The sequence below is a fragment of the Sphingomonas sp. NFX23 genome, from assembly GCF_049887795.1.
In the GTDB taxonomy this organism is placed as follows: Bacteria; Pseudomonadota; Alphaproteobacteria; order Sphingomonadales; family Sphingomonadaceae; genus Sphingomonas.
Genome location: NZ_JAGEKH010000009.1, coordinates 65,118 through 87,582, shown reverse-complemented (window position 1 = coordinate 87,582; position 22,465 = coordinate 65,118). Strand labels below are relative to the sequence as shown.

21 protein-coding genes are annotated in these 22,465 nt (G+C 62.8%); 6 read left to right on the top strand and 15 right to left on the bottom strand.

All coding sequences use genetic code 11. The annotated features are described in order from the left end of the window. Positions 1 to 116: 116 nt before the first annotated feature. The 5 genes from J4O76_RS21445 (at position 117) to J4O76_RS21425 (ending at position 6,680) form a co-directional block, all read left to right on the top strand. Positions 117 to 878: an ImuA family protein gene (locus tag J4O76_RS21445; protein WP_426284194.1), complete on the top strand. Its 762-nt coding sequence runs from the start codon at positions 117 to 119 to the stop codon at positions 876 to 878. Then, positions 793 to 2,577, top strand: a complete 1,785-nt coding sequence (locus tag J4O76_RS21440) for a DNA polymerase Y family protein (RefSeq protein WP_426284094.1) — start codon at positions 793 to 795, stop codon at positions 2,575 to 2,577. The genes J4O76_RS21445 and J4O76_RS21440 overlap by 86 nt, the downstream gene beginning before the upstream one ends. Then, positions 2,574 to 5,837 carry an error-prone DNA polymerase gene (locus J4O76_RS21435; protein ID WP_426284093.1) on the top strand — a complete coding sequence of 1,088 codons (3,264 nt, stop codon included), beginning with the start codon at positions 2,574 to 2,576 and terminating at the stop codon, positions 5,835 to 5,837. The genes J4O76_RS21440 and J4O76_RS21435 overlap by 4 nt, the downstream gene beginning before the upstream one ends. A gap of 308 nt (positions 5,838 to 6,145) precedes the next feature. Then, the gene (locus tag J4O76_RS21430) at positions 6,146 to 6,379 is read left to right on the top strand and encodes a hypothetical protein (RefSeq protein WP_426284092.1); all 234 of its coding nucleotides are present in this window, start codon (positions 6,146 to 6,148) and stop codon (positions 6,377 to 6,379) included. 13 nt (positions 6,380 to 6,392) lie between these two features. Further along, positions 6,393 to 6,680: a hypothetical protein gene (locus J4O76_RS21425; protein WP_426284091.1), complete on the top strand. Its 288-nt coding sequence runs from the start codon at positions 6,393 to 6,395 to the stop codon at positions 6,678 to 6,680. Between the two features lie 107 nt (positions 6,681 to 6,787). On the opposite strand, the gene J4O76_RS21420 is transcribed toward J4O76_RS21425, so the two are convergent. After that, positions 6,788 to 7,102 carry a hypothetical protein gene (locus tag J4O76_RS21420; RefSeq protein WP_426284090.1) on the bottom strand — a complete coding sequence of 105 codons (315 nt, stop codon included), beginning with the start codon at positions 7,100 to 7,102 and terminating at the stop codon, positions 6,788 to 6,790. 41 nt (positions 7,103 to 7,143) lie between these two features. Here J4O76_RS21420 and J4O76_RS21415 point away from each other — a divergent pair, with 41 nt between their 5' ends. Further along, positions 7,144 to 7,350: a hypothetical protein gene (locus tag J4O76_RS21415; RefSeq protein WP_426284089.1), complete on the top strand. Its 207-nt coding sequence runs from the start codon at positions 7,144 to 7,146 to the stop codon at positions 7,348 to 7,350. Between the two features lie 4 nt (positions 7,351 to 7,354). On the opposite strand, the gene J4O76_RS21410 is transcribed toward J4O76_RS21415, so the two are convergent. From J4O76_RS21410 to J4O76_RS21345, 14 genes are all read right to left on the bottom strand, one after another. Then, positions 7,355 to 10,189, bottom strand: coding sequence for a conjugal transfer protein TraG N-terminal domain-containing protein (locus tag J4O76_RS21410; protein ID WP_426284088.1), 2,835 nt, complete (start codon positions 10,187 to 10,189; stop codon positions 7,355 to 7,357). Between the two features lie 15 nt (positions 10,190 to 10,204). Beyond that, positions 10,205 to 11,599 (bottom strand): conjugal transfer protein TraH, encoded by a 1,395-nt coding sequence (locus tag J4O76_RS21405; RefSeq protein ID WP_426284087.1) that lies wholly within the window; start codon positions 11,597 to 11,599, stop codon positions 10,205 to 10,207. A 68-nt stretch (positions 11,600 to 11,667) separates the two neighbouring features. After that, positions 11,668 to 12,594 carry a conjugal transfer protein TraF gene (locus tag J4O76_RS21400; RefSeq protein ID WP_426284192.1) on the bottom strand — a complete coding sequence of 309 codons (927 nt, stop codon included), beginning with the start codon at positions 12,592 to 12,594 and terminating at the stop codon, positions 11,668 to 11,670. Next, entirely contained in the window at positions 12,575 to 12,925 is a 351-nt protein-coding gene (locus J4O76_RS21395) for a hypothetical protein (RefSeq protein ID WP_426284086.1), read from the bottom strand. The genes J4O76_RS21400 and J4O76_RS21395 overlap by 20 nt, the downstream gene beginning before the upstream one ends. Positions 12,926 to 12,959: 34 nt before the next feature. Then, positions 12,960 to 14,753, bottom strand: coding sequence for a conjugal transfer protein TraN (locus J4O76_RS21390; RefSeq protein WP_426284085.1), 1,794 nt, complete (start codon positions 14,751 to 14,753; stop codon positions 12,960 to 12,962). Continuing rightward, entirely contained in the window at positions 14,754 to 15,494 is a 741-nt protein-coding gene (trbC, locus tag J4O76_RS21385; RefSeq protein ID WP_426284084.1) for a type-F conjugative transfer system pilin assembly protein TrbC, read from the bottom strand. A gap of 12 nt (positions 15,495 to 15,506) precedes the next feature. After that, positions 15,507 to 16,496 carry a conjugal transfer pilus assembly protein TraU gene (gene traU / locus J4O76_RS21380; protein ID WP_426284191.1) on the bottom strand — a complete coding sequence of 330 codons (990 nt, stop codon included), beginning with the start codon at positions 16,494 to 16,496 and terminating at the stop codon, positions 15,507 to 15,509. Positions 16,497 to 16,519: 23 nt separating this feature from the next. Beyond that, positions 16,520 to 16,798 carry a hypothetical protein gene (locus tag J4O76_RS21375; RefSeq protein WP_426284083.1) on the bottom strand — a complete coding sequence of 93 codons (279 nt, stop codon included), beginning with the start codon at positions 16,796 to 16,798 and terminating at the stop codon, positions 16,520 to 16,522. Then, positions 16,798 to 17,409 carry a type-F conjugative transfer system protein TraW gene (gene traW / locus J4O76_RS21370; RefSeq protein WP_426284082.1) on the bottom strand — a complete coding sequence of 204 codons (612 nt, stop codon included), beginning with the start codon at positions 17,407 to 17,409 and terminating at the stop codon, positions 16,798 to 16,800. The genes J4O76_RS21375 and traW overlap by 1 nt, the downstream gene beginning before the upstream one ends. A gap of 23 nt (positions 17,410 to 17,432) precedes the next feature. Continuing rightward, the gene (locus tag J4O76_RS21365) at positions 17,433 to 17,975 is read right to left on the bottom strand and encodes a S26 family signal peptidase (RefSeq protein WP_426284081.1); all 543 of its coding nucleotides are present in this window, start codon (positions 17,973 to 17,975) and stop codon (positions 17,433 to 17,435) included. Next, positions 17,965 to 18,618 (bottom strand): TrbI F-type domain-containing protein, encoded by a 654-nt coding sequence (locus J4O76_RS21360; protein WP_426284080.1) that lies wholly within the window; start codon positions 18,616 to 18,618, stop codon positions 17,965 to 17,967. Before J4O76_RS21360 ends, J4O76_RS21365 begins: the two co-directional genes overlap by 11 nt. Beyond that, positions 18,615 to 18,956: a hypothetical protein gene (locus tag J4O76_RS21355; RefSeq protein ID WP_426284079.1), complete on the bottom strand. Its 342-nt coding sequence runs from the start codon at positions 18,954 to 18,956 to the stop codon at positions 18,615 to 18,617. Before J4O76_RS21355 ends, J4O76_RS21360 begins: the two co-directional genes overlap by 4 nt. A 5-nt stretch (positions 18,957 to 18,961) precedes the next feature. Continuing rightward, a complete protein-coding gene (traC, locus tag J4O76_RS21350; RefSeq protein ID WP_426284078.1) occupies positions 18,962 to 21,544 on the bottom strand; it encodes a type IV secretion system protein TraC in 2,583 nt (860 codons plus the stop codon). After that, positions 21,541 to 22,455, bottom strand: a complete 915-nt coding sequence (locus tag J4O76_RS21345; protein WP_426284077.1) for a TraV family lipoprotein — start codon at positions 22,453 to 22,455, stop codon at positions 21,541 to 21,543. The genes traC and J4O76_RS21345 overlap by 4 nt, the downstream gene beginning before the upstream one ends. Positions 22,456 to 22,465: the final 10 nt, after the last annotated feature.

The window sequence follows — 22,465 nt, the reverse complement described above, 5'->3', positions numbered from 1 at the left end:
CCTCCGTGCGCTGAGGGGAAGAGCAGGTCATCAGCCCGGATCGGGACGATCAAAGCGCTTGCAATGTAGGACTTGGTAACGGAACATAAAGAGAACGAGTAGAGTCTTAGACCATGATGTCCCCCGCCCCCGAGTCCCTTGCAACCAGCCTTGCCCACCTGCGGACGATCGCCACGCCGGTCACCGACTACCGCGTGCTGCCGTTCGGCTTGGCTACGATCGACAGCAGACTTGGGGCTGGAGGCTTGCGTGCCGGCGCGCTTCACGAGGCGACGGCGCATAGCGGATCACTGGCGGATGACGCCGCAACCACGTTGTTCCTTGCCGGTATTGCGGCGCGCGAGGCCGCCAATGCCAGCGGCCCTGTTTTGTGGGCCACGTGCCGCACCGACCTCTACGCACCGGCTTTGGCTCAGGCAGGTCTCTCCTCGTCCGATGTAATCTATGCTCAACCCTATGATGACGCGGCATTGCTCGCCGTAATCGAGGACGCAGTTCGCGACGGGACGCCATCGGCGATCATCGCGGAAGCGAGCAAGGTGTCGATGGTTGCAACCCGTCGCTTGCAGCTGGTCGCGGCGGAGGCCGACATGCCGGTGCTGTTGTTGCGTCGTCGACGCGCCCGTGACCAGGATCCTTTCTCGGAACCATCCGCCGCGTGGACACGCTGGCGAATTGGCTCCGCGCCTTCGGCGCGGCTGGAGGTCGCGGGTGTAGGACGCGCGAGATGGATGGTCGAACTGGCGCGGCAACGCGGCGGGGAGGGTTTTTCCCTTATACTGGAGGGCAGCGATGAGACGGGTCGTCTCGCTGTTCCTGCCGAACTTGGCCATCGAGCGGCTGAGACGGTTGGAACGGCCCGCTACGCGGCCGCCTGAGCGGCCCGCCTTGCAACTGCCGATTGACGACGACCCGGGTGCCTGTTCGGTGCCGCGGGGCGGCGGTTGGCGGCCTGGTGCCAGGTGGGCGCGGACCAGCGCGCAGTCGCGCGAAGAGGCCGAAGCGCAGATCGCGTTGCTTCCTGTCCATGCGCAGCCGCCAATGCGAGAGCTCGGTAGGCGATCGGAAGCGGCGAGCCACCCGTACAAGGCGCACGCGCCTGCATTGCGGCTCGCCACGCCAGTTATGCCCCCGGTCCAGCACGCGCCGCTCGCTCTCGTTGGCAAGGTCGGCCGGCGCGAAGAGGTGGTCGCTGCCTGCACCGGTGCGCAGGCGCTCGGCATCCATCCCGGGATGGCCGCCACCCACGCCCGCGCGCTGGTGTCCGATCTCGACTTCCGTCCGGTCGAGCCGGAAGCCGATGCTGCGCTCCTTGATCGCCTTGCGCTGCTGGCGGTAAGGCGCTGGTCGCCGATCGCGGCTGTCACACCGGCTGATGGTCTCTGGATCGATCTAGCTGGCTGCGACCACCTCCACGGCGGGGAAGAGCGGTTCTGCCGTCGTCTGCTCGCCTTTTGCCGTCGTGCAGGCTTTACCGCGCGCGTGGCGGTCGCCGACACGCCGGGGGCCGCCCACGCGCTGGCCCGTTTTGGCAAAGCAGATCTTACTCGCGTCGAGCCGCACGGTACGGTCGAGGCGCTCAGCCCATTGCCGATCGCCGCGTTGCGCCTGACGCCCACGGCGTTGACCGCTGCACGCAAATTTGGCTTCGAGCGGATCGCGGATCTCCTCCCGGTCGCGCGCGGACCCCTCGCGCGCCGTCTCGGACTGCCGACCATCACACGCCTGGATCAAGCCCTGGGCGGTGTCGCAGAGCCAATCACCCCGCGAGAGGACATCGAGGTCCCGGCGGTCGAATGCCGGCTACTGGAGCCGATCAGCACTGCTGAGGCGATCGAACAGGTCATGGGTCACCTCTTGGGCGATCTTGTCGTGCTGCTGCGGGCGAAAGGCGTTGGAGCACGCTCGATCCGCCTGACGGGAATGCGCGTCGATGGCACGGAGCAAATCGTGGCTGTCGGCACATCCCGGCCGACACGGGAAGTCTCTCACCTCTTGCGGCTGCTGAAACTGCGGATCGAGCGGATCGATCCCGGCATGGGCCTCGAGCAGTTTCAAATGGTGGCGCCACACACGGAGCCGCTCGACGCGGTTGATCTGGGCGCCGTCCTCGCAGGCGAGACGCTGGTGCGCGACCCGGCGCGCCTGGTCGACCTGATCGCAGGCAGAATCGGGATGCACTCCGTCTTCCGCATCGCTCCCGTCGAAAGCCATGTCCCGGAGCGGGCCGTGGTCAAATCCGATCCCAACGAGCTGCCGGGAACATGGCCAGAGTGGAAGCGGCCGATCCGTCTCTTCGCGCATCCAGAGCCACTGCATCGCGTGATCGCCCTGATGCCCGACCAACCTCCGCGGCGCTTTGAGTGGCGCGGCACGACGTACAAGGTGGTTGGCGGCGACGGTCCCGAACGCGTTCATGGCGAATGGTGGCGGCGTGATGCGGAGGTGTGGGCGGTCCGCGACTATTACCGCGTCGAGGACGAGACTGGCGGTCGCTACTGGGTATTCCGTCGTGGCGACGGTTTTGAGGACGACACCGGCGACCTGTCCTGGTGGATGCACGGGGTCTTTGGATGACCCACTATGTCGAGCTTCAGGTGCTGACGCACTTCTCGCTCCTGCGCGGGGCGTCCAGTCCGGACGAGCTATTCGCGGCCGCTGCCGTGCTTGGCTACCCGGCGATCGGGGTCAGCGACATCGGCACGGTCGCCGGCGTTGTGCGCGCATGGGAGGCGCAGAAAGCCACTGGCGTCCGCTCGATTGCGGGCACGCGCATCGATTTTTCGTGTGGCCGTCGCCTGCTGCTTTACCCAACGGATCGTCCGGCCTGGTCGCGGATCACCCGATTGCTGACCGTCGGAAAGAAGCGGGCGGGCAAGGGCGGTTGCCTGCTGCACTGGCACGATCTGGAACCATGGTCTGAAGGCGTCATCGCAATTCTGCTTCCGCATGAGGCGGACGAAGAGAACCTTACTGCGCTGAAGGATCTGAAGGCCATCTACGGGCGTCGGGGCTACATGGCGCTGTTCCAACGGCGCCGGCCAGGGGACGCGGTCCGTATCGATGCGCTGGCGCGACAGGCTGGCGGAGCGGCAGTGCGCGCGGTCGTGACTGGCGACGTGCTCTACCATGCTCCTGAAGCGCGGCTGCTGCAGGACGTGGTGACCGCGGTGCGCGAGAAATGCACCGTCGACGAGCTTGGCTATCGCCGCGAGGTGAACGCCGATCGCGCGTTGAAATCGCCCGATGAGATGGTCAGGCGCTTCCGCGCTTATCCCGACGCACTGCAGGCGAGTGTCGACATTGCGCGGATCTGCACCTTCAATCTTGGCGAGCTTCAGTATCAATACCCGCATGAGAAGCTGATCGATGGTTTGACGGCCCAGGAAGCGCTCCAGAGGCTGGCCACAGAAGCGGTCGAGCGCATGTTCGATGACGACGTGCCGCAGGCCTATACCGACCAGATAACGCACGAAATGCGGCTGATTGGCGAGCTCGGCTACGCGCCATACTTTCTGACCGTCTACGCGATCGTGCGGGAAGCACGCCGGCGCGGGATCCTGTGTCAGGGGCGCGGATCTGCTGCCAACTCGTGCGTCTGTTTCGTGCTTGGCGTGACCTCGATCGATCCGATCAAGCATGAGCTGCTGTTCGAAAGGTTTGTGTCAGGGGAGCGCCGCGAGCCTCCCGACATCGACGTCGATTTCGAGCATGAGCGCCGCGAAGAGATCATCCAGTGGATCTATGAGACCTATGGTCGCAACCATTCCGCGCTGACTGCTGTCGTTACACGCTACCGGGCGCGTGGAGCGGTCCGCGACGTCGGTAAGGTGCTCGGTCTGCCGGAAGACCTCACCTCGTCACTCGCGGGTCTGGTCTGGGGCTGGTCGGCCGATGGCGTCGGCGAGAAGCAGGTCGAGGAGCTCAACCTCGATATTGGCGATCGCCGGCTCCGCCTTACGCTTGAGCTTGCCCGAAAACTGATCGGTGTGCCGCGGCACATGTCTCAGCACCCGGGCGGGTTTGTTCTCACTCATGATCGTCTTGATGACCTGGTGCCGATCGAGCCAGCCGCGATGGAAGACCGGCAGATCATCGAATGGGACAAGGACGACATCGATGCGCTTAAATTCATGAAGGTCGACGTTCTCGGCCTGGGCATGCTCGGCTGCATGAACCGAGCCTTCAACATGCTCGAGGCGGACAAGGGGCTACGCGTCGGGCTGGCGGACCTGCAGGACGACGACCCGGACGTCTACGCCATGATCTCGAAGGCGGACACGCTTGGGACCTTCCAAATCGAAAGCCGCGCGCAGATGTCGATGCTGCCACGGATGAAGCCACGGCGCTTCTACGACCTCGTGATCCAGGTGGCGATCGTCCGGCCAGGACCGATCCAAGGCGACATGGTCCATCCGTACCTTCGCCGGCGCGAGGGACTCGAGAAGCCGGAATATCCCCGGCCAGAGCTGCGCGCGGTGCTCGAGAAGACGCTTGGTGTTCCTCTTTTCCAGGAACAAGCGATGAAGGTCGCGATCGTCGGTGCGGGCTTTACCGCGGCCGAGGCGGACCAGCTGCGCCGCGCCATGGCGACGTTCAAGTTCACCGGAGGTGTCTCGCACTTCAGCGAGAAGCTCATCGGGGGCATGGTCGAACGCGGCTACCCGCGGGAGTTCGCCGAGCGGACGTTCCGCCAGCTCGAGGGCTTCGGCAGCTACGGCTTCCCCGAAAGCCACGCGGCTTCATTCGCCAAGATCTCCTACGCGTCATCGTGGATGAAGCATCATCACCCCGACGTGTTCTGCGCCGCGCTGATGAACGCGCAGCCGATGGGCTTTTACGCGCCGGCGCAAATCGTGCGCGATGCGCGCGACCACGGCGTCGAGGTGCGGCCGCCATGCGTCAACGCCAGCCGCTGGGACTGCACGCTGGAGAAGACAGGCGGGCGCTACCTTGCCGTGCGGCTCGGCCTTCGCCAAATCCGCGGCCTGTCGAACGCTGATGGCGCGAAGGTCGTTGGCGCGCGTACGATCACACCCTTCGAGAGCGTCGAGGACGTCTGGCGACGGTCTGGCGTGCAGCGCGCCGCGATCGAAAAGCTGGCTGACGGCGATGCCTTCCACGGCTTCAGCGTCGATCGTCGGCAAGGACTTTGGAAGGTAAGGGGGCTCGGCGAGGCTCCGCTACCGCTTTTCGCGGCAGCTGATCGATCGGCCGAAACCTTCAGCGCGGAAGGCCTCGAGCCAGACGTCGCATTGCGGCCGTTGACCGAGGGCCGAGAGGTGATCGAAGATTACCGGGCGCTGCAGCTCTCGCTTCGCGCGCATCCGCTGACGTTCGTGCGCGACGAGTTGACTAGGCGCGGCGTCACCAAATGCGCCGATCTCGCCAACATTCGGGATGGCCGATACGTCGAGGTCGCCGGCATTGTCCTGGTCCGTCAGAAGCCCGGCTCCGCCAAGGGCGTGCTGTTCATCACGATCGAGGACGAAACGGGCATCGCCAACGGCATCCTCTGGCCCGACCGTTTCGAGGCACAACGCCGGACGATTATGTCGGCGTCGATGGTCGGCATGAAGGGGCAGGTTCAAAAGGAAGGCGAGATCATCCATGTGATCTGCAGCCGGATCGTCGACCATGGCGACCTCCTCCACCGCGTTGGCGACATGTCGTTTCCGCACCGGACCGGGCGTGGCGATGCCGCGCAACATCCGGGCTCGCCAGACCGCGGCGATAAGGGCTGGAAACCTGAGGCCCGCAACCAATACTGGCCGCCACACGCGGACGGCATGGATCCGGAGGAAGTCGTTCGATTCAAGTCGCACGACTTCCATTGATCCTGTGGCCAAGCTGCCGAGGCATCAGCGTGTCGTGATCGCGCTGTCCGTGCATATTTTGCGCACCGGCGTCACCCGCTGCTCTGACGTCCGAGTTGATGTGCCAGAGATCCGCCTCGCTCTTCGTTGTCTGCTCCCGCATTGCCCCGAGAAATGGCCGCTTACCTTGTTCTGGGACGCGGCCTCACAGGACAACGAGATTGGTCGTGCCCAAGGCGTCACAGCCGCGTTTAACGGGATAGTTCGCCAGCTCCGTCGGGCTGGCTGCTATGAGGAAGTCACACCGTCATGAGCGACATCGAGGGCTAATGCCGACGCAGAACCAGTCCAAGTTCACGACGCTCGGAGAATGGGCGGCATCTCGGGAGGACATGCGTATCGCATGCGCCTGCGGTCGAACAATCAATCTTCCAGCCGTGAAAATCCTCGAACGCTTCACGACCGACGGTTCGATCTCACAGGCATTGACCAAACTGCGCTGCCAGACCTGCAAACGGCGAGGACACGCGACGATCACGCCTGTTCCGATCCTGAAACTATAGCGTAGACTGAAGCATGATGGCTCAGGATAAACCGACCACAACCGACGAAATGCAGGACCTTCTTGCACATCTGTTAGAGGGCGCTGTTGGGAAAACAGCCGCTCATTGGAAGAAGCTGATCGGCCCAGTCAGTGCCCTTCCTATCGTTCTCCATCCCAAATCAAATTGGCGGATCACTCCCAAAGGTAAACCTGTGGAGATCGAGGCGATCGAGAAAGCTGCTACAGTGGTCCGCGAAGCTCACCCATATGTCCCATCGCCGCGAACGAACGACGCTTTACGAGGCGCAATCACCCCTTGAGTATAGCAACGTTGAGGGTGAGGCGGCGCCCTTACGCCGATAGATTCATGCCGTGAGTAGTGTCCGAATAGCGCACTGACCCACGATGTTGAGGAGGCAGAACGGAATCAACCGCCTACTGCTAAGATTAGGACGGCGGTGAGCGACATGACGAATAAGGAAAGCCAGATCGCAATCTGTCCATAAATGTGCAGGACGACACCGACCCACGAGTACCGCCGGCGCAACAGGATGGCACTGCAGACAGCAACGAAAAACGCAATAACGGTAGGCATGGTGATCGATGGGGATCGGTGCAACGATCCCTCGGCAATCGGCACCAATCCGAGTGCCATCACCAATATCCACGAGAACCCGAGGATCAGATTTCCGCCGACTGTCGGATCAACCGATGGAGATGGACTTGAGGTCGTGATTGCCAAGATGGCCTCCGTGAGATACCCTCAATTAAGAGGGTAATGCCATGCACAAGATCGATTTACCGCTGTATTATGCCACTTCAGACAGCCCAGGCGGGCCGCTGGTAATCCTCAAGCCAGACGTTGAAGAATACGCGGACCATATTGCTCGTGATGAGAATGGGGCTCCAACGGTGGGAGGGCGAATTGGCCAGTTCATCGGTTCCATGATTTTACTCGCAATGTTTTTATATTTTTGGTTCGCCGTTTAGGATCTCATTTTCGCAACGAAGGATCGGTGAAGAATTGCCGATTTAGATCCTTATTTACGCCTGACTGCACTTGTGAGCCCGCCTGAACGGCTCCGGCGCGCATTACGCCTTGAGCACCTTGTTCAGCCGTAAGTGTATCCTTACCCGAGGAAACCCTTTCGCTAGCGGCCGAGCCGTCAGGCATCGCTGGAGCGCTTGGCAGAGCCGAAAGACCATGTGGATGGTAGCGAGCGGTAACGTCGGCGTCCGTAGCCACAGGTGGTGCGGCAACATGGACGAGATCGGGTTGGTGTAGACTGGGCGCAACTTCATCATAAATTGCTTGCCGGCGTTGAGAGAGGAACTGCGAGATCATTGCATCGCGTGTTCGGCGCTCTTGATCGGTAAAGGTAGTTTGATGGAGTCCCGGAGCGTTCAGCCCAGGCTTCGTCGCGGCTTCTCCAGCGTACCACTGTGCCAGCTCTTGGCTAAGGTTTTCGCTCATTTGCAAGCTATGCGACTCTGCAAAGTTTGCATCACGGGTCAGCGATTGCGACAGCTCATGGAGCTTCTGAGCACGTTGCTCATGGGAATACGCCTGCGAAAGGGCGTCCTCCTGGCCAACGCTCGACGTTGAATCGCTAGATGCGCGCGTGAACGTGCCGCTGCGATTGTAGGTGCTGCTCGAAGTGCCTGCACTGTCACCATTGGAATGTTCATCGCGAGAACCGGCGGTCTGACTGCTATTGAAATCGTCGGTTTTTGACCTTTCAGACGAATGGCTAAGCCCATCGCGTTGAATGCCACTTTTGGTTACACCACCGCTGATTTTAGGTATTGGCAACGCGTTTAGAATGCGGCCAGCAGCTCCGGAAGAACCACCACCTTCCTGACGGCCAGCTCCTCGACCTCCCAGAGGCATACCGGCGTCGATGCTACCGGAGACTTGGTTGACGGTTTCGGCGCCTCGATTGTGCCCGTCGGAAGACCGCAGGGATTGCCCAGTCGATGAGCGTTCTTCGGTTCCGGTGGAGGTCGAGCCAGACTTTCGGTCAAAGCTCTCCAACGACGTTCCGGACTGTCCGCCGCTGCCGGACTCAAACCCTGAAGATACGTTTGTCGACCTACCGACGCTGCTCCGATCCGTGTGGGTTGCGGTTCGGATCGCCGCTGCCGCTTCAAGCTCACTTTGAGATGCGCGTTCGGCTTGGCTTGCCTGCTGACGCATTTCCGAAACGTAGCTGCTGTTCATCGCTGGCTGAACGCCCAACCGGCTCATACCTGGTGTCACGTCTATAACCGAGTGGCCATTGCCAAACGCTGCTGTCGTCGCGCCGTTATCGTGACGGAAGCTGGAAGCAAATGCACCGGTCGAGAATGCCGGTGCGTCCGACCACTGGTTGCTCTGACGCATGTTCGACGTCGAGTTCGCGAAGCTGGCATTGCCGTAGGAGTAATTGCCTGTGGTCTGCTCAGCCGCTGCAGCTTCCGCAGCGTTCTGCGCCGGCGATAGAACCGATGTCGCCTGGCCGGAGATGCTCATAGCGCCCTTGGCTAAGCCCGCTGCAAGGAACGGCACGGACATAAGCATGAAGCCCGCGATCGTCGCGGTTTCAGCGTTTACCGCACCGATACCCGCATAGGACCCCAACGACATGCCGCCATCCGCTACACCCTGAGCCGCGGCTGTCGCACGCGTCATGCAGATCATGTGGAGGATGACATAAAGCGGCCCCCACGCGGCAAGATAGAAGAACCCGGTCAGGTAGCCCTTGAGCGCGCCGACCCCGGTCTGCGGCATCAGGAACAGCGGGAAGATGACGGGGAACATCGCATAGAACACGACAGTCAGGACGATGTTCAGGATCGGGACCCAGCTCATCGCCTGCTGCGCGATCGAGTTGTACGTGTTGCGCGCCTGGATATCAGCCCGCGTCGTCGCGAACGTATCGATCGAGGCTGCGCCCGGACCACCAGCCATGCCGTCACGCGCCTGCATGAAGGCGTTGATGGCAGTGTTTTGCCGGACGATGTTCTCGTAGCCGGCGCTGGACGCCGTGAATGCCTGGTTGACGATCGGAACATCGGCCCGAAGCTTCGCCGAGGCGACGGCGGTCGAGAGCTTTGGATAGGTCTCCTTGGCCCAGAGCGAGGTCTGAGCGTCGATCATGCTGTGCCAAAGGCCGTCGAGCATACCGTAGGCCTGCCGGCAGCTGACGATGCTGCTGGACGTTGTAGCGCCAGACCGTTCCACCCAAGGTTGAGATCGCGCGGCAGAGCCAGGTCCCATCGTTGCCCAAAGGTCTTTCGCGGAGGCAAGGTCGGTCATCGACTTCTGGCCGAGCATGACGTCGCCGAATACGCAGTTTTTGAAATGCGAAGACAGATTGGTCGCGAACTCGGCGTCCCGGATCTGAAAATTGCGCGTCGCATCGAGCAGACGGGCACCATAAACCATGCCGTTGGACGAATAGCTAAGCTGGCTCGGCATCGTAAAAACAGTTTCGGCCGTCCGCGTCAGCCAGTCACCGACCTGACTGGTGAAGCTGGCAATCACCCCCAAGCCGAGGGGTACGTTATCGACAACGGCGGGAGCCAGTGACGGGTTGATCCGGTCCGTCACCTTAACCGTGACGGTCGGGACCATGAGGCACATGTAGATGAGCGACGAGCCGAGGAACCAGTTGAGCCAGACGCGCACGTTCATGGTGAAAGCGACGGCAAGAAGCGAGTAGATCAGGCCAAGAACCATCACCACCTGAAGGAGGGAGCGGTAACCGCCCCCGCCCGTCCAGGCCGCTACCGCGTTGAACGTGTTGACGATGTATTCGCCACCGCCAATCGTGAAGACCTCAACCATGCTCCGTCACCCGTCCTAATTGAGGCCCTGGGCACTCAGGCCCCGCGAGAAATTGAGCGATGCAGACATCGCCGGTGACATGCTGTTCTGAAGGGTCGACTCCAGCATGACCGACTTGTTGATGAGCGCGATCGTCTGATTGAGCGTGTCCTTCAGCTTGATATCGCGCTGCGCGTAGCGGGTACGCGCCTCGGCCAGCTGGTCCCGCCACATTTTGCCCATTTCGGCATCGGCCGGCTGCACCTGCACGGTCGACTGGCTGATCCGGTCGAGCATGTTCTCGATCATCGACGATAGCAGGTTGACCGCGACGATCTCGGCCAGCGCGCTGGTCTCGCCGTCGGCAAAGTTCTGGTGCGCCATCGCCTGGACCGCGAGCATTTTGTAGAGCGGCAGCGTCGTCATGTTGAGAAGCTGCTGCTCAGACGCATCGAGAGCTGCATCGGTGCGGATCTTCGAGTTGATCGAGTCGATCATCCCCTTGATCTTCGAGCGCAGTCCGGGGCCCGCCTGCAGAGTCTGCTCGGTCATGTTGAGGCATGCTTCTGACTCGTCGCAATGCAGGATCTTGACCGGCGTGCCCGTCGTAGTGCCGTCGAGGAGAGCGGTGACGACTGCATCCTCGGCCGGGCCCACGAAACCGACGATCGCTCCCGCCGGGGCCTTCGGATTGATGACGATCGTACCGACAAGCGTCATGAGATATTCCGAAAATTGCTGATCGGTGCTCCCGAACTTGTTCGACTTCTTGATCGCATCCCAGGTGTAATTCCGCGGGCTACCGGGGATCTTGTCGGCCATCGCCGGATCGGTGTTGCCCTCGAGGGTGGCGTCCTGTTCACCACCGGCGCCGCAGCCCTGCCGCGATCGCGCCCAGTCGGAAAACTTACCCTGGCTGTTGCCGACCGCCGCGCAGATCGTCGAACGCGCCCCCGCCATTTTCGGCCATACCGAGCCGACCAGACCCTGTGCTGCTTCGCACGAGGAAATGTTCATCTGGTTCATCTGCTGCGCCTTGTTGGCCATGGTATCCATGACCTTGCCGATCTCGGGCGAGACGCTGTCGATCGCGAGCTGGAAGGCGAAGCCGAGCGCATTGTTGGCAGTCGCCTTCAGCATCGCGACCATCTCAGCGCCGTTGATGAACGAGAAGGAGCCGGTGAACAGGTCGATGCCGCCGCAGCCCGCGGACACCTTGGGCATCTGGAGGTTGAAGGGCTGCACGCTCTTTTGCGGGAAGCGGGTCCAGACGTTGCCCATCGAATAATAACCGGCCGTCTGTCCCTGATAGGCGCTCGGCCCCGTGACATTGGCGGCACCGCCAGCATCCTGGAAGAAACTGTTCATCTGGCCCGCGACATCGGCGCGCGCCATCCCGACCGGGATCATGCTGGCAGCACCCAGGCTCATGGCAACCGCGGCGGTTCGGCGAAGAAGGGCGCGGAAGGGTGAAGGGCGAGGAGAGGGGGTGTTCGCCATCAGAAGTCGCTCCCGACCTTGGCGTTGGTAAGCATGAAGATCCGCTCCATGACCTCGTCGGCCGACATGACCCCAAACCCGATCGGCACGGTCTTGCGGGTCACGGTGTCGAACAGGACCAGGGCAGGCGTGGCGAGCGGCACGCCCATGCGCTGACGCTGTCCGCTATCGACGACGTAGTTGGGAAATTGCCGGCTTGGTCCACCATCGGTCGAGACCGCCATGACGGTGATACGGTGGCTGTCGGCGACCGAGCGCAGGATCGGCGAAAAGACCTCGCACGCCGCACAGGACTGCGCGAAGAAATAGAACATGCCGTAGCGCTGGCCGAGCTGCGACAGGACCTGGTCGCGGGTCGCTGAGCGGTTCTCGGTCCATGCCCGCTTGGCGACGGTCGAGACCGGCCGCTGCAGCGTGTAGTCGATGTCCGGGTTCTGCCAGAGCGCACGCTGCCAGGTATCGGAGAAGGTCGACGCGCGATCGAGCTGTTCGCGTTGATAACGGACGTAGGCGATGACGTTCGCTTCCGTCGGCTCGAGGATGGCGCGTGCCTTCAGTTCGTCGAGCTGCTTGGTGATCGCCTTCAGCTGCGCCGTCGACGACTGCTGCGGCTGCGCGGACGCCTGTGGGGCGGACGGCTTCGCCTTGGGCCGCTCGCAGTAGAACCACTGACCGAGTTTCCGCTCGCCACAATAGAAGTCGCCGGCCTGCTGCTGTTCCGCGGCGTCAGACGTACGGTCAAATTCGGGCTCGACCACGGCGCTGGTCGCCTGCGCATCTTCGTCACCGATCGCGTCAGCCATCGCAGCGCTCTGCAGGTCGACGGATTGCGCGAGCGCCGGCGTCGCCGCGGGCGCGGTTGCTGCAAGCAGCATCAGAATGGCAGCGGTCAGCCGGCCGGCAGGTTTAGTCTTGATCGTCGTCATCATCATGCTCCCCGTCGAGCTCAATCATTGCGAGTTTGAGAACTGACATCATCGCGGCGACATCGAGCATCCGGGTGCCCTGATCGAGCATCCGGACGATGCCGCGAAGATGGCTCCGGCCGTGCTTTCGCCCCATGATCGTTGCGCGCATCCCGGTCTCGCGGCGGACAAGCCAGCCCTTGTCCGCCATGCGCGGAAAGGCCTGCTCGACCTCGAGCGGATCGATCGCGCACTGAAACCAGTGCGAGATGGTCTGCGCGACCTCGCCTGCCGAGGTGCCGCGGCCAGACCGATGAATGCGAAGGAAAATGGCAAGATCGAGCACCGACATGTCGATCGAACATGGCCCCCCCGGACCGCTTGCATCATTTGCTCCCGTGAAGGTCATAATACCCCTGAATTTTGGTTTGAATGTCGGCCATCACGGAGGCCTCGCTGGGCAGCTTTGCTGCGTCCATGAACTCCGCATAAACCTCGGAAAAATCCATCTGGCTCAGGTCGAGGCGCTGAAACTCCTCGATCGTGAAGCCCTTGCAGGTCTCGTCCTTGGGCTTGCCCCAAGCTTTGCCGATCTGCTGACGGCCCTGCTCCTGGAGGATGCGCGAGAGCTTGCTGCCAAAGCAGCAATAGGCGTCCTTGGACGTGACGCAGACGCCGAGGACCTTATCCGAACAATAGGACCCGACCTTGTGGCAAAGACCCTTGTCGTCTTTCTCGTCGAGCCGCTTTTCGGCCGAACTGCACAGCCACGGCGTGAGCAGCGGGACGCCGCTACCCGAACAGCAATTCGACGCGCCGAAAATCTTCTTGTTGCAGGTGCCGCGCTCACCGGAAAAGACGGTGAGGTTGTCCGGATCAAATTGCTTGCCGGCGTCGCCGATCGAGTGAAGCGCGACCAGCGCGTCCTTGAACTCGGTCGATGCTTCGCGTTCGATCGTCTCGCAGCTACCGTTGAGGCAATACACATCCCCGCCGCAGACATACTGCTTATCGGCTGGCGCCTTATCGTCGGGAAGCGGGCAACTATAAACCCGCTGTGACACCTTGCAGGCGCCGCTTTGCGGATCGTCGAGACACTCGTCGCGGAGGAATTTGCACGAGCGGTTGTCGTCGAGCGCGCTGCAGTCGCTGGCCGGCGTGAGACGCTGACAGGTGAAGGAACGCGACCAGGCCCAGCATGCTTGCGTGACCGGCACACCCTCGATGATGCGGGTCTCAGGGCCTTCGGTGCAGACCTCGGTCGCTTGCGGGACACACGTCGTGTCTGCAGCCAGCGCCGGGCAGGTGCCCTCGTTGCGGGCGACGGTAACGCTGAGCGTCCCTTCCTTTTTCAGGTAGAGAGTACCGGTCGCATAGTTCTGATGAGTGCCGATCTCTGCGGCCGACAATTCGGGATTGCAGGAATACAGCTGCGCCGTGCCGCTGACATTCTTCTTGCAGTATTTGCGGTAGCCTTCGACGTCGTTAGCGCCACCGCCAAGATCGATCTGCGCGTCGCAGATGTGCTTGGAAACCGGCTCTGCACGACAAACGCCGGCAGTGACCTTCGCCTGCATGACGCTGTTTTTGGCGAACCCGTAGCCCTCGTTTTTGTCGAGAACGCCGTAGTAGAACCAGCGCGCGGTGTTCACGACGGTAGGCACGAGGTTTCCGCGGCAGGCCTCGACCGTGTCCGTAACTTTCGACCCCTTGTTGCAGGTAGCCTCGTAATAGCCCTTTGAGCCGACCGATGGCGGCAGCGGCGTGCAGGTGCCTTCGGCACCGCCGAGGCTTTGACCGCCCAGATAGGTGTCAGGGTCCTTCTCGATCGCGGTGCCGCGCGAAGTCGCCGCCAGGATCTCGGCATTGCTGATGGTCGCCCGCGTGCGTGCGCGATCGGTAACCGTGCCGAACGCCTCGTCGGTGCCAGCCTTCGAACCACCGTCGACTACCAGGCGGTCGGGATCGTCGAAATAGACCTTTTCTGCCAGATCGGTGCCGCCATAGCCCGGCAGCTGCGCGAGCTTGGCATCGTTCGGGCCAAGGCTTTCGTCAGCACGCATCGACTTTCCGAGATCCGCGCCCCGCTTGCGTGCTTCCTCGATCGTCGTCTGCGCGACGACGCCGCTAGTGGCGCCCGCCAGGACGCTCAGTAGCAAAGAGAAAGCGACGCGCTTCACTCAGACGCCCTTGCTGAGGTTACGCAATGCGACGGATGCCACGCCGGCACCGGGGCCGTGCGCCGCGACGAAGGTGTCGAGCACATAGCGAACCGAGACGTTGCCGGTGATCTTGTCGTGCGTCGGCACCGAGGTGGTGCAATTCAGGCCCGAGCAGAGATCGAAGTCGGTCGAGACGGCGACATAGGTCGGAACCGCCTCGACGTTGAATGCACGAAAGAGCCGCGGGTCGATGCCGACATTGGACAGCTGGTCATTGTCGGTGACGACCTTGCCCAGCATGGCACTGAAGGCCTTCATCGAATTGTTCGGGAAGCCCCGGAAGACGACGACGCCGCCCGCCTTGGCCGTGTCGGCAATGAGCTGACGCAAGGCTGCTGGCGGCATCGACAGGCTCGCAAAGGCAATGAACTGCGGCGCGTCACCCTTGGTGCCGGCGACATTCTGGCTCGCGCCCTTGATGATTTCGTCGAAGTCGAACGCGCCGTCACCGTTCACCGGTAGATCCGCTTTCGCGAGCGATATGAGATTTGCGCCGCTTTTTGCCCGGATGGCGACGGCCTCTTCGCGAAAGGCATCGCCGCGGTTACGGACGTGTTCGGCAAAGATGTCGGCGTCACCCTGCATGGCGGCCGAGCGGCGCTTGATGGCCTCGAGGTCGAGCCCGTCGACGGTCTGTGCGATCGCCTGGATGCCGGCGAGACCGGCAAGTGCAGCAATGACGATGGTGATGCGGCGCATGATTGTCTCTCCTCAGAGCACGCAGCAGTTGCGCTTGCGCCAGACGAGGTAGCCCATGTCCTCGCCCTTCACGGGGAAGGACCGGCCTGCCTGCGGTGGCATGGTCGAGGCCCCAAGCGGCGAACAGGCCATCTTGCCGCTGACCATCGGGATCGGATTGACCATCTGGACGCGGTATTGCTGCTTGCGCAGCACCGGCATCGGGTACTTGTTGCACAGGCCCTTGGAGCCCATCGTGCCCCAGGCGAGGCCCTCGCGGTGGATCTTGAAGGCGAAGCGAGCCAACGCAAGGCGCGACGCCTGCACATGACCGATCGAGGCGGCGATGTTGCCGTTGACCGGATACATCGGACCCTGACAGCCGGCGCACCAGAAGGTCGCGTCTAGCGGCAGCTTGGCGGTTGCAGCGATGCAATCGCCGGCGCACGCGGCTTGCGCGATCGGCGACGAGAACAGCACGGCTTCCGGGTTGATGAGGGCGGTAAGCGAGTCATCCTGCCAGAGCGGATCGACCTCGGTCATGTACGCGATGTCGAACGAGGCCTGCTCAAAGCACAGGAAGTCGGTCAGGATCTCCATCCAGTAGAGGAGCGGATAGACGTACCAGTGGACGTGCCACTTGGAGGTGTTCTGACCGTTCCCGCCGGTCTGCGACGGGCCGGATAGTTGGCCCTGGCCGATGTCGAACCCGGGAGCGATCCTCGTGCCGCCCAGATTGACAAAGCACCACGGTTTGGTGGTGACGTCGGCAAGACGAACGGGTTCCCAGAAGCCGGCCGAAATGCCGATGCGCGGCACCGGACTGCCACACGCGCAGACGGGGAGGGACGGGTTTTCCGTGTCGGCGCGATTGCTCGGCCAGATCTTCAGGCCACCCACCGAAAGAGGGAACAGGCACGACCAGCAGACGTCGGTGATCGGATTCACGAATTTGCCCGAGCACTTCGATTGCGCCTCCGCGCGAGGGCTGAGAACGCTCGAAAGCACGAACGCACCCAGCATCAGCGTCAGGAAGCGCAAGAGCTTCACGCGTGCTCCTCCGACGACCGTGCGGCGTCGAGGAAGGCGTTGTCGGCGCGGTTCTTCCGGAAGACGTAGAGCGCGGTATGTAACGCCGTCGTGGCCAGGATCGCCGCCACGACGAACGAGGCGGGGCGCCCGAACAGGGCAACGAGCGGCGAGATTGCGATCACACCGATACCCGACAGGACGCAGAGTACCTGGAAGGTCCGGCGCATGGTGCGCAGGTCGTCGGTTTCAGGGGCCGCCATCGGCGTGCGCAGGAGGTCGAGCCACAACGGCATCAGCTTATTCCCTTCAGCTTGATTTCGGAGAGCTTCAGGACGCGGCCATTCTGAACGGCAACGGCCGGGGTGTGCCGAATGCCGAGTTTGCCGGTGAGCCGACCTTCCTGATCGAAGTAGAAGCGCCGCTTGCGGTTGGTCATCTCCTCGATCGGCGAGCCGTTCACGAGGATGATCTTGGCTTTCAGGTCGCTGTACTGCGACGTCGCCCATTCCATCTGTGCGGCGTCATCGCCGTCGACGAACACAAGCGCCTGATGGACCGCCACGAAATCGAGCGGGTTCACGGTCTGGCCGGCACGAGCGATGTAATTGCCCTTCTGGTCCTGCACGTCCCGCTCGATGACGATCGTGGGATCATAGGCCCAGCTGCGTGGCTCCGTTGCCGCGGTGATACCGGCGACGGGCTTCGGCCGACGCACGCGCGCCTCGGACCGCTTGGCGAACTCCGCGTTCATGCGGTCGATCCCGCCGGTGGCTTGGAGACGCTGCAGGCGGGCCTCGATCGTCGTCAGCAAATCTGGCTCGATGATCGGAAAGGCCTGGCCGACGACGCCGTGGTCACTGGCGATCGCAACGGAGGAGGTCAGAAGTGCGCTGACCGCGAACATCACACAGAGATCGAGGGCGGTCCTCACAGGATTGGGTCCCCGACGCCAACGATCTTGTTCGAGCAGGCGTAGCCGATCGCGGCATAGCGGCTGTCGAAACCGTCCTTGTGCGGGCTGCCGACATAGTAGCAGCCCTGCGGGATCACGCCCGTCGGGCCGGCCACCAGCGGCTCACCCAGTTTGGTGAAAGGCTTCATGTGGCTGACGAGCTTGCCGGCGACGAACACATCCGCGCCGCGGTGCACGACGGTATCACCCGGCATGCCGTAGACGATCTTGCCGAACATCTGCTTCTTCGCACCGAAATGCTTGATGACGAGCGGCACGGCAGGCGGCACGAAAAAGACGTATTCGCCACGCTTCGGCACTGCCGTCTTGTGGATGACGAATGCCCAGTTCGGCAGCGATTCCGACGCGTTGATCAGGAGCCCGTGCGTGTCCCGCCACTCGGCGATCGCGTTCAACGATATCCCACCGGCGACGAACAGGCCAAGCGCTGCCCAGAGGCGTTTGCGGGGACGGAAGCCCTCAGCCACTGCTGGCGCCGCAATTGCCTTACTGGCCACCGGGACCACCAAAGCTCGAGACCATGGCACCGGCAACCGACGGGTCAACCGGTGCGACGTCCTGCGCAGTCGCGGGGGCAGGCACTGCGGCAAAGGGGTTCGGCGCGGCGGGAACGGGTGCGGCCTGCGCCATTTCCACAGGCGCGATCGCTGGCGCGGCAGGCACCTGACCCTGCATCATCGAACCCATCTGCGCGGGCGTCGCGGGCATCGGTGTCTTTACGCCAGACGCGTAAACGGCTCTCGCGACGTCGGCGGTGATGTCGGGCACGCTCTTGGACAGCACAGCCTCGCCGACGAGAATGACCTGGCCAGCCGCACCGCGACGCTGCAACTCGGTGTCGAGCGATGCCATGAATGTGCGCATTTGCGCCTGGACCTGGTCGGGCGGGGTCGCGCTGCGGGCTTGCGCCTGTACATACTCGCCAACGATCCGGGACAGGTCTGCCTTGACGATGTGCTGCGGCTTCTCAGCGGTCACAACCTTGGTGACCCACATCGCCCAGACCAGCGCCAGGACGAGGGCGGCAGCAATCAACAGCTGCGCGGCGGTGTAGCCGGCGAACACCGTCTTGCGCCGAACCGTCACAGCGACAGGCGAGGCCATGGGTTCGGCCGTGGGTGTGGTGATCGTCTCAGTCATGCGCGGTGCTCCCGGCGAGCAGCGTCACGCGGCAAAATGGCGTGACGGCGAAAGAAGATGATCGCGCCGGTGATGACCATATGGACGATGCCGACGATCATCTTGAACTGGTCGATCCGGCCAGCGTCCGCTGCGAGGTAGCGGCTGGTCATGTTCTGCAGATGGTTCATCATGCCATCGAGCGAGAAGCTACCGATGAGCAGGAAGAACAGGACGAAGAAGCCCCACGTCATCAGCAGCGTCGTGGCCAGAAAGCCCGCGAAGTGCAGTCCGAAATAAAGAAAATAGCCGTAGTCGACCTTGCGCTCGACGTGGAGGGGCTGAAGAACGGTTGCCATGGTGGTCACTCCGCTGCGATCGCCAGCGCGTCATCGGCGCCCGGATCGGTCCATTTCTCGGGGTTGTCGGGGTAAGCGACCCGCTCGATCGCCTCTTCCATCGTCAGACCCTGCGCGAGCAGGTCATGGATCGCCGCAAACGTGCGTGGCGACGACGAGTAGACCGTCGCTGAATAAGGATCGAGGACGAGCCGGCCGACTGCCAGCGTCTCCGGGCCCTTGATCATCACGTCGGAATATTCGGAGCCGTTGCGCTTCAACGAGCGGAGCAGCGCGTCGGTGTAGTCGTCCATCTCGAAGCGATCGTGCTTCTTGAAGTCCGCGATCGTCTCCGCCTTCTGCTGCAGGATGACGAACCAGTCGCTGTTCTCCAGCGCAGCCTTGGATCCGTCCGACTTGTAATAGTCGTTGAGGCTCTGCGTGGCGGTCACCAGCGACGCGCCGTATTTGCGGCAGGTACGGGCATAGGCTTCGATGAAGTCGGCCATCGAGCCGCCCTTGAGCATCTGCCACGCCTCATCGAGCAGCAGCGCCTTGGGGACCGAGCGGTCCTCGCGTCGCATCGCCTGTGATGCCATGAACATGATCGCCGTCAGGGCGACCGAACGAAGCTCCTCGCGCGATGACAGATCCGACAGTTCGAACACCGTCAGGTTGTTCTTGAGCTGGAAGGACACCTCGCCCTCGAAGAAGCGGCCATAGGTGCCGTTGGTCGAGAAGGGGCGCATCGCGATCGCGAGATTGATGGCGAGCGGGTTTGTGGTTTCGTCGAGCGCTGCGATGACGTCGTTGACCGAGCCCTGCCGGCCTTTCTCGGCCCAGACCTTGTTGATCGCGCCATCGATCAGGCCGCGCTCGGTATCGTCGAGCTTGTCGATGTGCCGCGCCATCTGGTTCACGATCGATTTCAGCATGGCGAAGCAGTCCATGAGGTAATCCTCATCGGTCTCCGCCAACACCGGATCGATCATCGAGAACGGGTTGATGCAGAAGCCCGACGACATCGTGAACTCGACGAACGCACCGCCTTGCAGCTTGCAGGAATGCTCGAATGACCGGCCGTCATCGATCACGACGACCTTGGCACCGGCGCCGACCATCGAGGAACAAAGCTCTTGCAATGCGACCGACTTGCCCGAGCCCGACTTGCCGAAAACCGCAACGTTATGGTTGCCCGCCGTGTTCTCGAATGGCGACCAGAAGAAGGGCTGGCCGCGCCGACCAATCAGCATCAGGTGCGGGTTGTTGCCGCCCAGATATTCGCCTTGGAGCGGCATGAGGCTAGCCGCCGTCGTGGTGAGGACGGTGCGCAGCCGCTTCATGTTCTTGAGGTCGAACGACAAGCCGTTGGCCATCGTCATCGGCATCGCGGCGAGCAGGCCCTGGATCTGCAGATAGCGATCATCGAGCAGGTCCCAGCCCGCGGCACGATACACCGACTTCAGGATACGCTCATTCGCGTCGCCCTTGCCCTTCGGGCTGAACGAGGTGACCGAGTAGAACGCCTGCACCAGCTTGCGGCCTTGGCGCAGCTCGTCCTTCACGAAACGCCACTCTTCGGACTGGTCCTTCAGCTGTGGCAGCATGCGAGCGGACTTGCTGTCGGCGAGACTGGTGGTGCGCATGAACTTGCGGCCGGCGCGCTGCCCGGAGGCTTCGGCGTCAGGGAAGTCGAGGCACAGGTTGGTCGACACGGGGCAGGGCATGCGCAATTTGTCGGCGAACATGTCGCCGATCAGCTTGGCCATGTCCCACGGCGCCCAGCGCTGCGGCAGGTTGCGCACTGAGAAGGAGCGCACGTCGAACGTGTCCGGGTAGATCTCACCAATCTCGGGCGCGTGCTCGACGGTCTTGCCGGTAGGCCGGAACCGCTCGGTGCGCAGCAGAATACGGTCCGGCTCGATCTTCATCTCCAGATCGTGGCGCACTGCCTGGTCGGCGATCGGGTCGAACGGATTGTAGGTGATCGTGTCGTCACCGGGCGCCGTCGTCGGCGAGGTGATGTCATCGATCCACGAGATGAGGCCCCTTGGGTCGACGGCCCGCGCATGGACGCCGAGCGACTCCAGCGCCGAGATCAGCCCCTCCATGACCGAGGTAATTTCCTCGTTCGAGACGCGGCTCGACTCTGGGGTCGAGTAGGACAGGCCGAGGCGGTGATTGCGCAGGCAAAAGGGAGCCGATGCCGACAACGAGTTCCAGACGCCGCCCATCAAATACTCGGTACGGTGCCGCGCCATGCGCTCGTAGATGCCCGACGCGGAATAGCGCGGCATGTACCACTGTGAGAGCTTCTCGCTGATGCGCGGACTCATCCAGCCATGCACTTGCAGAGCACCCGGCGTGGGAATGCCCTCAGACAGCAGCTGGGCCAGCATCTCGTGGCTTTGCTCGGTTGCGCCGATCATCGGCGTCGCCTCGAGGAAGAACCCGCGCGAGGCGCTGTTGTAGTAGATCTGTGTCTTCGGATCATAGCTACGGTAGGGCAGCCAATGCACAAACCGCGGGACAGCAGAGTCCGGACGGCCGTTCTCGGGCTTGGCGGAGTCGCCGAGGAGCGTGGCAAGCAGACCTTTGAAGATGCTCACTGGACAACTCCGGGGAACGAGGACGCGCGCAGCACCGGCAGCGGGTTCGCACTCTTTGCCGCCTCCCGCGCTTCAGGCTCGGCGCGAGCAAGACCTGCACGGATGGCAGGGTTGGCGCCGACTGCGGCGATCGCGGTGCGACCAGCCGGGGTTGCATACTTCGGCACCGTGAGTGCCGAGGTGGACGTGACGGCCGGGCGGACAGGCGCGGGTGACGGGAGAGGCTTGGCGTTGGTGGTCATGCCGACCGCGACCGGCGTGTTTGTCGTGGGGGCCGCTTGCTTCGAGCCATAGGTCAAAGCGGTAGGAGTGCGGAGAGCGGAGGGTGACACTGAAAGGCGGCGCGGCGTCTTCGAGAGGCGACGCGCGACCTGGTCCTTGATGTCACCGACCGGATCGGCCTGGACCCGTGCTGCAGCAACAGCTGCCGCGCTCGGCATGTCCGGATCAGCAACGGAGGAATCCTCCATCATGACGGGAGGATCGGCACGGTCGACAGCTGCAAGCAGCGTGTCGCCGCCCGTTGCCGCCTGAACCTGTGCTGGCGTCGTCGCGACAGCGTTGCTCGCGAGCGCGCGCTGCCATTCGCCGCGCTCGACGACGGCATGGACCGCAGTCTGTTCGTGCAGGCGACCGGCACCGTCGATCTGCGCCGGGAAGACGATGCGAAGCACGCGTTCCTGGCTACGCGCAGGCGCAGCGGCAGCGGCAGCGGTATCGAAACCGCGGCCGGCGCTTTGCGGCGCGCTGTACGGGCTAGCTGGCGTAATCATGCGATCGCCTTCCTCGCCCGCAATCATCGCCAGTGCGCGATCATCGATCGTGGAGCTGGGCGCACAGATTCCGTCGGGTGCCATGCAAGAGAAGTTACCCTTGATGTTCCCGCCCATCGTCGTGCAGCCGGTCATCATGGTGACAGAC